Here is a 4218-nt window from a genome sequence, read left to right on the forward strand (position 1 = left end):
GTGCCCACAAAGGCCCGTAAAACGTGGGCACAGCAACTACAACAAAATCATTCTGTTACTATAGCTATGAGCTGCGCTATCGTTGGCTTAAGCCGTTGTGCTTACTATTATCAACCTAAGTTACAGGATGATTCGGTGATTGTTTCGGTATTGAATGCTATCACAGACCGGCATTTACGCTGGGGCTTTCCTAAATGCTTTAATCGTATCAGAAAGCTCGGCTATCAATGGAACCATAAGCGTGTTTATCGGATGTATTGTGAATTAAAGCTTAATCTCAGAGTAAAACGAAAAAAACGCATTCCTCCACAATGCCCGGAAAAGCTATTTGTGCCTAATAAACAAGGTGAATGTTGGTCAATTTATGAGTGATAGTAGCCGTAATCAACGTCGCTTTAGGACATTCAATGTCATCGATGACTTTAATCGTGAGGCGTTAGATATTGATATTGCAGTCAGCTTACCAGCAGGAAGGATTACCCGTTACTTAGATAAACTGGCCGAATATCATGGATATCCATTAAAAATACGGGTCGATAATGGGCCAGAATTTACAGGAAAAACCTTTATAAACTGAGCTAAATCACATGATATAGCCATTGATTATATAAAGCCCGGTAGCCCTTATCAAAATGGTTATATTGAACGATTTAATCGTACCTATCGTACTGAAGTACTTGATTTATATCTTTTTAACAACTTAGCACAAGCAAGGAGAATAACCGAAGAATGGCTAACGATTTATAACACCGAAAGACCGCATGAGGCATTAAATAACATGACACCGATTGAGTATAAAACACTAAAACAAGCAGCTTAATTTTCTACGTGAGTTGTGTACTAAGTTTGGGGCATTTACACTTCGACTTCTGCTGTTAATCGTCCATTTTGATCTTGTATTCTTTGTTCCGGCATATATTTTCCCTTATATTAATCATGAGGACCTAAAAATCTATCACCATTAAAGTGAATCATGTGTGTAGGTGCCTCAGCTACCCAGACCTCTGTTTCCCAAGAAATTTCACTTAAATATCGTCCCATAATCTTTCTATCAGGGAAAGCAGTAACATAAACTAAACCAGCTGTAGATTCCTTAAATAAATGAGCTAATTCTTCATGTCTTTTACCATCAACTGGCCCATGAGATGTGACTGACTCTACAAGAATTAACCAGTTTTTCTCCGGCCAGTAAAGTACTACATCAGGCAGCTTACCCTTTCTATTAACAACTACACCAAGTTTTTCTAAGCTATCTTTTCTGAAAAAATCTTCTTTTGCCCCTGTATCACCCAAGTAAATAACTTTTGCTCCAGGAATAAATCGAGGACCAAATTCAACAACAATATCGTGAATTAATTGGCTATGTTCACCCGGACTTAATTTCACCTCAGTACCATCATCTAAAGTAAGAGGAATCATCTTCATATCTCTTTGCTTTGCATATTTAGAGACTAATGTTTCTTTATTTTTTAACCAACTATCTAATTGCTTTTCCCAATCAGGGGTTCCGTATGTTTTTAAAACATTGAATAGTTCTTCGGTGATCTGATAGCAAGCTTTGGGACTATTCACCGCACGGCTAGGATCATCTGGATTATATAAACATAAGCCACCACTCACAAACTGATGTAAGGTTTGTCGGCGAAATGTTTCCCGAGTATTTGGAGCATACTCTTTTCCATACACACTCTTACACCAATCCATTATTGGCGTGACGCCTTTCATTGGGCACTCTATCTCTTCCCATGTTTTTTCACTGTGAAGATTTAGTAATGCTAATAAAGTAAGTGCGGAGCGTTCATTTTGTTGACTCCTTGGCAGCCCTAATAACTTTATAATTTCAAGGGCATTGTCTATTTTCTCTTGCATCAAAAAAACATTGTTATCTTTTTTACCTGTCATATTATAAATTTCCGTTTCTATAAAATTATCAATATCTTGCTGAGACAAATTGGTGTTTTTTATTTGAGAGCCAATTCTATAGAGACTATCTAAGTCGGGATATATAATATTACGCAAGTCTGTTGCATTAACCTGAGTGTGCCCACCAAATAATCTATAGAATTTATCTAGTAATGTTGAGTTCAAATAAACATACAGACCAAAAGCAAGTTCTTTATTTATTCCTTTTTTATTAAAATGAAATACATTTAATTTATTATCAAATCCAATCAGTTCTGTTTGAATACTACCATCATATATAGAAGCAACAATTCTATGTTTTTCTTCTTTACTACTAAATCGTCGAACAACTACATAATATCCCTCATTTTCCCAAAGGTATGGCTTTGATTTATCAGAAACCATTATTGCATTAGGTTTTTTTGATTTTTTAGGCCACTCAACTGTGTTTTTAAGATGTATTGGATAGATTAAAGGAACACTATTTTTTTCAGGGTTTTCTCTAAGGTCTTCACTCAATCTGAAATCAACAACAGCTCCAGTACTAACAGAAATATTTAAATCGTTTAAACAGCTATTAAATGCTTTTATATGGTTGAGAGTATTTTGATCTCTATCATTCGCAGTAATATAAATGAATTTATGCTTGTCATTTGGCTGTATAACAGTATTAAACTCTACTTCTCTAATTGTCATATCAGAAACAGTTACAGTATTGCTTTCTTCATCTATGCTAAAATCAGCATTAGGACTAGAAGTGATTGTAACATTTCCTTGTTCAGCCCCTTTAATTAAATGAATAATAATATTTTCTTGTAATACTCCATCTTCTGAAAAAGCATTGTTCCTTTTTTCAAAAATATGAATATGCTTTATGGCAGTTTCATTTAATATTTGTTCTCTCAAGGATTGATAGTAAGGGCCATTACAAAATGAACGCGGAATAATTGCGACTAGCTCTCCATATTTTTTTAATCTTTTTATGGCTATTGAAATAAAACCTGAATACAAATTAACACTATTGAGATTTATCTCTGTAAGAAATTTACTTTGCTCGCTATTTTTATTTATTTTCTTATATGGTGGATTCATGATTACATGTGAGTAAGATTCAATTTCTACTGAATTATTTTTATTATTGATAAATAGATCTCTAGAATGACGAATAAAATCTCCTAGAATAAATTGAGCTCGTAATTTAACGTCTAGTTTATTTGCTGTTTTTTCACAAATATTAATTGTTTGTAAAACCTCTTCCTTGATGTTACTTTCAATATCATAAGCATCGATTTTTAAAGATGAAGTTTTACCTCTTATAAAACATTCATTAATAAAAGCTGCTGACAGAATACAAGAACCACATCCAGGATCCAGCAAAGTTATATTAGATTCTAATTTACTAAAAAGAGAAGACATAAATAATGCGATAGGTGCAGAAGTAAAAAACTGCCCTAGTTCTCCTTTCTTTGTAGCTACAAGCTTTTTACTAGCCAAAATTCGTATCGAATCTACTTCCTTAATAAATGTCATTAATAATTTTTCAGTTTATGAGGATTTAATATGAATATAATATCATAAGAATAGCCATGAATAATGTTATAACTATGTAAATACCCCAAACTTAGTACACAACTCACGTAGAAAATCATGCTGCTTGTTTTAGTGTTTTATACTCAATCGGTGTCATGTTATTTAATGCCTCATGCGGTCTTTCGGTGTTATAAATCGTTAGCCATTCTTCGGTTATTCACCTAGCTTGTGCTAAGTTGTTAAAAAGATATAAATCAAGTAATTCAGTACGATAGGTACGATTAAATCGTTCAATATAACCATTTTGATAAGGGCTACCGGGCTTTATATAATCAATGGCTATATCATGTGATTTAGCCCAGTTTATAAAGGTTTTTCCTGTAAATTCTGGCCCATTATCAACCCGTATTTTTAATGGATATCCATGATATTCGGCCAGTTTATCTAAGTAACGGGTAATCCTTCCTGCTGGTAAGCTGACTGCAATATCAATACCTAACGCCTCACGATTAAAGTCATCGATGACATTGAATGTCCTAAAGCGACGTTGATTACGGCTACTATCACTCATAAAATCCATTGACCAACATTCACCTTGTTTATTAGGCACAAATAGCTTTTCCGGGCATCGTGGAGGAATGCGTTTTTTTCGTTTTACTCTGAGATTAAGCTTTAATTCACAATACACCCGATAAACACGCTTATGGTTCCATTGATAGCCGAGCTTTCTGATACGATTAAAGCATTTAGGAAAGCCCCAGCGTAAATGCCGGTCTGTGATAGCAT

At 34.2% G+C, this 4218-nt stretch carries 5 protein-coding genes and 1 pseudogene; 3 read left to right on the plus strand and 3 right to left on the minus strand.

All coding sequences use genetic code 11. The features are described from left to right. The 3 genes from A9G37_RS12035 to A9G37_RS13455 form a co-directional block, all read left to right on the plus strand. Positions 1 to 372 (plus strand): IS3 family transposase (locus A9G37_RS12035; RefSeq protein ID WP_141671031.1); only part of this gene is annotated, 372 nt, incomplete at its 5' end. Next, on the plus strand, positions 365 to 577 hold the full coding sequence (locus tag A9G37_RS12040) for a DDE-type integrase/transposase/recombinase (protein WP_081297633.1): 213 nt from the start codon (positions 365 to 367) through the stop codon (positions 575 to 577). The genes A9G37_RS12035 and A9G37_RS12040, both read left to right, overlap by 8 nt. A 21-nt stretch (positions 578 to 598) precedes the next feature. Further along, positions 599 to 820 carry an integrase core domain-containing protein gene (locus A9G37_RS13455; RefSeq protein ID WP_442903133.1) on the plus strand — a complete coding sequence of 74 codons (222 nt, stop codon included), beginning with the start codon at positions 599 to 601 and terminating at the stop codon, positions 818 to 820. A gap of 110 nt (positions 821 to 930) precedes the next feature. Here the strand turns inward: A9G37_RS13455 and A9G37_RS03430 are convergent, their stop codons facing one another. The 3 genes and pseudogenes from A9G37_RS03430 to A9G37_RS13465 all read right to left on the minus strand — a co-directional run. Then, complete coding sequence (locus tag A9G37_RS03430) at positions 931 to 3432, minus strand: BsuBI/PstI family type II restriction endonuclease (RefSeq protein WP_065574632.1); 2502 nt, start codon at positions 3430 to 3432, stop codon at positions 931 to 933. A gap of 115 nt (positions 3433 to 3547) precedes the next feature. Then, positions 3548 to 3649 carry an integrase core domain-containing protein gene (locus A9G37_RS13460; protein WP_081297626.1) on the minus strand — a complete coding sequence of 34 codons (102 nt, stop codon included), beginning with the start codon at positions 3647 to 3649 and terminating at the stop codon, positions 3548 to 3550. Then, positions 3641 to 4012: pseudogene (locus tag A9G37_RS13465) on the minus strand (DDE-type integrase/transposase/recombinase); the annotation flags it as partial. The pseudogene A9G37_RS13465 and the gene A9G37_RS13460, both read right to left, overlap by 9 nt. Positions 4013 to 4218: the final 206 nt, after the last annotated feature.

The organism is Gilliamella sp. GillExp13, from assembly GCF_001690815.1.
GTDB classification, from domain to species: domain Bacteria; phylum Pseudomonadota; class Gammaproteobacteria; order Enterobacterales; family Orbaceae; genus Gilliamella; species Gilliamella bombi.

Coding starts and splice junctions, on each gene's coding strand:
- A9G37_RS03430 (WP_065574632.1), bottom strand. CDS start 3,432: ATGACATTTATTAAGGAAGTAGATTCGATACGAATTTTGGCTAGTAAA.
- A9G37_RS12040 (WP_081297633.1), top strand. CDS start 365: ATGAGTGATAGTAGCCGTAATCAACGTCGCTTTAGGACATTCAATGTC.